A 5,705-nucleotide genomic window follows, 5' to 3' on the forward strand; every position below is an offset into this window, starting at 1 on the left:
TTGTGTCTTGTGGGCATTGCGGATACGCCGCGAACCTTGAGAAGGCTGTAAGTCAGTCTGACTCTGCATCTGCAGCGAATATCGAAGCGCTTCCCGATTCGGTCGAAGCTGGACATACGAAGGATGTCGACACGAAGTCTGTCCAAATTGAGGAAGCACGTTCAACAGGAGAGGCATCGACAGCGGATTTGCCTGCACGTATCTACACCCCTGGGGTGAAAACAATTGAAGAGTTAACAGCCTATTTGCAAGTGGAATCGTCTCAAACGATAAAGACATTGTTATATGTAGCGGATGGAGAGCCAGTTGCGGTGCTCGTTCGCGGGGATCATGAAGTAAATGAAACGAAAGTCATGCGAGCATTGACAGCCCAACAGCTGGAACTTGCCGATGGCGAGACAGTAATGCGAGTAACAGGCGCTCCTACAGGGTTTGCAGGGCCAGTTGGATTGAAGATCAAGTGCTTAGTCGATAAGGATGCGGCTCACGTAGAATACGCAGTTGTGGGAGCGAATGAGCAGGATTACCATCTGATGCATGTGAAGGCGGGGAGAGATTATGCACTCACTATGGTAGGCGATTATCGGAATGTCGTGGAGGAAGAACGGTGCGTACATTGTGGTCATGCACTGTCGTTCCATCGTGGAATTGAACTAGGGCATGTCTTCGAGCTCGGAACGAAGTATACGGATAAGCTGGGCGCACAGGTGATGAATAAATCGGGTCAAATGCAGACACTTCTGATGGGTTGCTATGGTATTGGCGTTTCCCGCATGATGAGCGCAATCGTGGAGCAGATGCAGCATGAACGAGGGCTGCGCTGGCCGTTGTCTATCGCGCCATACTTGGTGCATGTCATTCCAGTATCGATGAAGGATGCGGCACAAGCTGAAGCAGCATTGAGATTGGCTGAGGATATGAGCAGCTTCGGTGCGACCGTGCTGTGGGATGATCGCGATGAGCGGTTCGGCGTGAAGCTGGCCGATGCGGATCTGATTGGCTGTCCAATTCGCATCGTTATCGGCAAGCATATTGCAGAAGGGAAGGTAGAACTTGTACATCCAGACGCCTGCACATCAGCTCTGGTAACGGTGGAGCAGGCGGTTCATACGGTGAGAATGTATACAAATCGGTCATGATCGGACGGTATGAGACATAAGGTGGAAGTGTGTAACATTCGAACAAAATGGAGGTCGTATGCTATGAATGCTTCGAAGCCATCACCCGTTCAGCCGCTTCCATCTCAATCCGAACCGCAAGTTGTATATCAAGCGGATGGCGCTCACTTACAGTGCTTGCGGGATACTCGTGAAAAGTTGCATCATATATGCCATTCGTATATGAATCGACCCGTCCGTATTCAGACGATAGACGGATTTATCTGTGATGGTATTATTGTAAATGTGGATCGGGGAATTGTGTACGTACAGACGCAGCAGCCGGTTATGCAGCGGGGATTATACAATGCTTACATGTACAATAACGTCATCTTGCCGCTGGTGCTGTATGAATTATTAGTTATTACGCTGATGGTTACATAAGTCCTCTTGCACTTTATCAGCTGTATGCATCCGTGAACAATCACACTTAGCCCTTGCTATCGAAGCAAGGGCTGTTCGTGTATGGAAAGATAAAAACAGTGAATAGAGGTTGTAAATATTAGTTTAGTACTGTATAGTACTAATTATGAATGAGAGTAAACGAATACCACCATTATCGAATCGAGATCGAGTCATTGGCACGGCTGCAGCGCTATTTTTGAGTCAAGGGTATGCCTATACGAGCATGGATGAGATTATGCATGCGAGCAATGTGTCTAAGTCGAACATCTACTACCATTTCAAAAGCAAAGAGGAACTACTTGGTTCAGTGCTCGTCTATTGGATGGGACAATATGAACAGTTGCTAGAAAGCCTGCTTGAACGAAGCGATCTAACCGTAGAAGAGAGGGTGCTGGCATTTGTGGATGCTGCTGCGCAGCAGCATGAGCAGTGTGATGTTCAAGTGGGATGCCCCTTCATGTCGTTATTCATGCAGAGCCCGCTTGATGCGGTTCAGGTTCGTCAGCAGATCGGACAATTCTTCGCTCAGCAGCTGCCTTTGTTCGAGCGGATGTTCGAGCAGGCAAGAGCAAGCGGAGAGATTGCAAGCCATCATCATCCGTATGGATTGGCAGTTGTACTGCTATCCGCGATAGAAGGGGCACTGCTGCTAGGTGATACAGAACCAAGCCTGCCGCGTGTCCGGCATACGGTTGCACATTTTTTTCAACTGCTTCGCTGAGGCGAGGCTTTTTTTGACGTGGATTAGAACTGAGTAGTACTAATTATCGGAGGGGGCAATAACATGATGTACAACAAGGAAACGATCTTGATTACTGGGGCAACGGGGTTTATTGGAAGAGAGGTAATCCGGCAGTTGAAGGATGGTGATGAAAGGCTGCTTCTTCTCGTACGTTCCGCAACACGAGCAGAGAAGCTGTTCCAGCAGTACTCGGAATCGGTAAGAAGCCGTATTGTGTTCATCGAGGGGGATTTGGAGCAGGAATTTCTGGGATTGAAGAAGGAGGATTGGCAATTAGCGAAGCAATCTGATGTATTGATCCATGCCGGTGGAGCGATGCAGATTACGCAATCAAGTTCAACAGCAGAGCGAACCTTCCTTCACGGTGCTCAGGCAATAAGTCGGTTAGCGGAAGAGGTTCATGGTAGCAAGGGACTTCGACGCTTCATTCATGTAGTTGGATATATGAGCCCCTTTCAACAAGACACGAATGTTAGCGGGCTTTCCATTGATGATGTGAGTCGGTTCGTGCCGCCCGATGCTGCCCCTTACGAACGTATGAAGTTCACGGCGGATCTGTGGATTCGTCAAGAGGCTGCTCGAGTTGGCTATTCGCTATCTGTTGTCAATCCTAGCACCGTTATTGGTGCTAGGCCAACTGGAAGTACGCCGCAACTGGAGGGGCTTGGGCTGTTGGTGAAGGCGGTACGCAGCAGGAAGATGCCTGTCATTCCTGGTGGGGATCGATATTGGCTTCCATTGGTGACGAATGATGATGTCGCAAAATCCATCGTATTACTTGCTAGGGACAAGGAATACACAACTCGTGAGCCTGTTACAATCAATTTAGTTGGTGATAAGTCTAATCAGCCAAATATGAAGGAACTGCTCGGTGAAATTGCCCAGCAGCTGCATGTAGGAGCACCAGCTGTATCCGTGCCATTGCGATTGCTGTCATCTGTGATGAGATTTGGCGGGGAGAAGTTGACGGGCATTCCGTCCCAATCATTAGCGTTCGTAACGGACAGACATTTCGATAATGCTTCAGCGAAGCAGCTGTTGAGTCGAACTTTGTATCATGATCCTCTCTGTTGCAAGGAGATCCTTCCGTTCGTCATTGCAGATATTGATTACCGGCTTACCTTTCCCGAGGAGCCTGACGGGGGATCTTTCGTTCACGGACGCTTCGGCTCCATGGTTGCATGGGTTAGGGAAGGGAGCGGAGTTCCAATTGTGCTGCTGCACGGCTGGTTAAGTCAAGCAGATGATCTGTTACCACTGGCGGCTGAGCTGCATATGCGAACAGGAAGGACCCTTATTGTTCCTGACCTTCCGGGCTTCGGACGATCGCCAAGGATAAATGGAAGCAATCCAGCAACTGGAATTGTAGACAGTGTCGTAGAAGCAATCCAGCATCAAGGTACTGTGTCGCTTATCGGCCATTCCTTCGGGGCGTGGGTAGCGAATGAAAGTGCTGCGCGATTAGGAGACGGCGTGAAGGAATTGATTATGTTGCAGCCTGTTCTGGAACGTCCACGTGGCGCTGCACGTTCATTCATGAGTCGCTCGCGCAGGCTTACTGCCAGCATGCTGAAGTATATGCCTGCTTCCTTAATGAAAAAGAAAATGCTGCGCGAGGGAGTGTTCGAGAAGGCGTCGTCAATACCACAATGGTATGTATCAAGAATAATGGCTGGTCTTCGTTCCCCGCGAATTGCAAATGCCAACGCTTCAGTTATGCATGCAATATATCATCACTTACCGGAGCAGAGCATTTTGAACGATGGGGTGAAGCTGGCTAGTTCACTCGTAGGAATTGTATGGGGGGAGAAGGAGAGGCTGCATCAGTTGCCAGCCTTACTTGAGGGAGGCGAGCGTCTTGTGCGCTTGCCGTACGGGCATCATTTTCCCTTATCGCATTCAGAAGCAGCTGCGTCGGCTATCGCTGCGGTGCTGGCAAAGAAATAACAACAGAGTATAATATCTAGGCATGATCCACCTCACTAGCCGTATGTCTTGAAGCGGGATGGATTCGTGTATACAATAAGGGAGTGTGAGTGCCGTCTAGCAGAAATGGAGGGATTGAGGATGGCATTCGGAGCCAGAGTGCTGAAGACAGGGATTGCGGTTACGCTAGCGTTGTTCATTAGTCAAATATTCCAGTTCAAAACCCCGGTCATCGCCGCCGTTGCCGCGATATTTGCGATGCAGCCTTCGATTTATCGTTCATGGAGATATTTTCTTGAACAGCTCCAGACGAATACATTGGGCGCTGCAATCGCCTTATTGGCAGGGATGTATTTCTCGCATGAGCCGATAGCCGTCGGTATTGTATGCGTACTGGTCATTATGATTTGTCTGAAAATGAAAATGGAAGAGACAGTAGGGTTGACGCTCGTGACCGTCATTGCCGTTATGGAAGCATCAGGTCAATGGGATTTCGCCCTGCTTCGATTCGCGCAGATATTGATCGGTATTGGTTCTGCTTGTCTTATTAATATTTTGTTCTTCCCGCCGAATCCGAAGGCACAGTTCATTACGTTGATTGAATCATGCTTCAGTCGAATGTCGCTGCTGCTGAGAACCGTCATCTCGGATGAAATGAAGGAATCCGTGTTCCAGGAAGAGAAGCAAAGTCTGGTGGATTCACTGAAGGTACTCGCCGATAAGTATAAGCTGTTCGAAGAAGAGACGAAGAAGCTGAAGCGAGCGAAGTATAGCCGCTCACGCGAGTTGGTTGTATATAAGCAGCTGCTGCATACGCTACGCAGCGGAATTGAGGTGCTGGAAGCTATCGATGAACATTACTTCCAAGCAGCTCGTGAGCCGGAGACGAATCAATTGTTCGATCAACACTTGGAAATGCTGATTAAATGTCATGAGCATGTACTGTTGAAGTTCGAAGACAAGGTAAAGCCGAACAGCTTGGAACTGGATAAGATGGAGGAAGATAATGAGCAGTTCATGCAGATCACGATGAAGCTATGTTCCCAAGATGGCAGTGAGATGCTAAGGTTGTCCATTGTGGCCGCGGCCATGTATGAATACGGCTTCCAAATTGCAAGATTGGATCGCCTTGTCGGCCACGTCGAGAAAGATTCAGATACATAGCGGCAGATGCCGTGCAGCATATTGAATCTTTTCGCACCGTGCGAGCTCCTAGCGCGGTGTTCCGCTGCATGACGGCGGTCAGTCGACCACAAGGTTCACATGAGTAGCAGAATAAATAACCGATGATCGTACCAAGAGGGAAGACGGCTGATGACAGCTGTCTTCTTTCTTTTTTTCATCAGCAGGATTCAAGAAAGCGTACTCCCATGCTTTTGTGCTGCACGAATGAATATCACGCAGGGCAGCTTGGATATATAGATGTGAGACACAAAGGAGGAACACGATCGATTTTAGGAAAGCTTAGGGAAAGC

General features: G+C 48.9%; 5 protein-coding genes. All 5 read left to right on the forward strand.

Annotated features, from left to right (window positions below):
* Positions 1-1,139, forward strand: a 1,139-nt coding sequence (locus AZ66_RS25995) for a YbaK/EbsC family protein (RefSeq protein WP_044357522.1), incomplete at its 5' end; no start/stop codon positions are given.
* A gap of 63 nt (positions 1,140-1,202) precedes the next feature.
* Positions 1,203-1,541 (forward strand): hypothetical protein, encoded by a 339-nt coding sequence (locus AZ66_RS26000; RefSeq protein WP_021257749.1) that lies wholly within the window; start codon positions 1,203-1,205, stop codon positions 1,539-1,541.
* A 145-nt stretch (positions 1,542-1,686) separates the two neighbouring features.
* Positions 1,687-2,283, forward strand: coding sequence for a TetR/AcrR family transcriptional regulator (locus tag AZ66_RS26005; RefSeq protein WP_036618410.1), 597 nt, complete (start codon positions 1,687-1,689; stop codon positions 2,281-2,283).
* 63 nt (positions 2,284-2,346) lie between these two features.
* Positions 2,347-4,251, forward strand: coding sequence for an alpha/beta fold hydrolase (locus AZ66_RS26010; protein WP_052648881.1), 1,905 nt, complete (start codon positions 2,347-2,349; stop codon positions 4,249-4,251).
* 120 nt (positions 4,252-4,371) lie between these two features.
* Positions 4,372-5,394: an FUSC family protein gene (locus tag AZ66_RS26015; protein WP_044357523.1), complete on the forward strand. Its 1,023-nt coding sequence runs from the start codon at positions 4,372-4,374 to the stop codon at positions 5,392-5,394.
* Positions 5,395-5,705: the final 311 nt, after the last annotated feature.

This window comes from Paenibacillus sp. E194 (assembly GCF_000935845.1).
Taxonomy (GTDB): domain Bacteria; phylum Bacillota; class Bacilli; order Paenibacillales; family Paenibacillaceae; genus Paenibacillus_B; species Paenibacillus_B alvei_B.

What these genes read in the sequence shown, in the direction of transcription:
- AZ66_RS26010 (WP_052648881.1), top strand. Translation starts at nt 2,347, where the DNA reads ATGATGTACAACAAGGAAACGATCTTGATTACTGGGGCAACGGGGTTT.
- AZ66_RS26015 (WP_044357523.1), top strand. Translation starts at nt 4,372, where the DNA reads ATGGCATTCGGAGCCAGAGTGCTGAAGACAGGGATTGCGGTTACGCTA.
- AZ66_RS26005 (WP_036618410.1), top strand. Translation starts at nt 1,687, where the DNA reads ATGAATGAGAGTAAACGAATACCACCATTATCGAATCGAGATCGAGTC.
- AZ66_RS26000 (WP_021257749.1), top strand. Translation starts at nt 1,203, where the DNA reads ATGAATGCTTCGAAGCCATCACCCGTTCAGCCGCTTCCATCTCAATCC.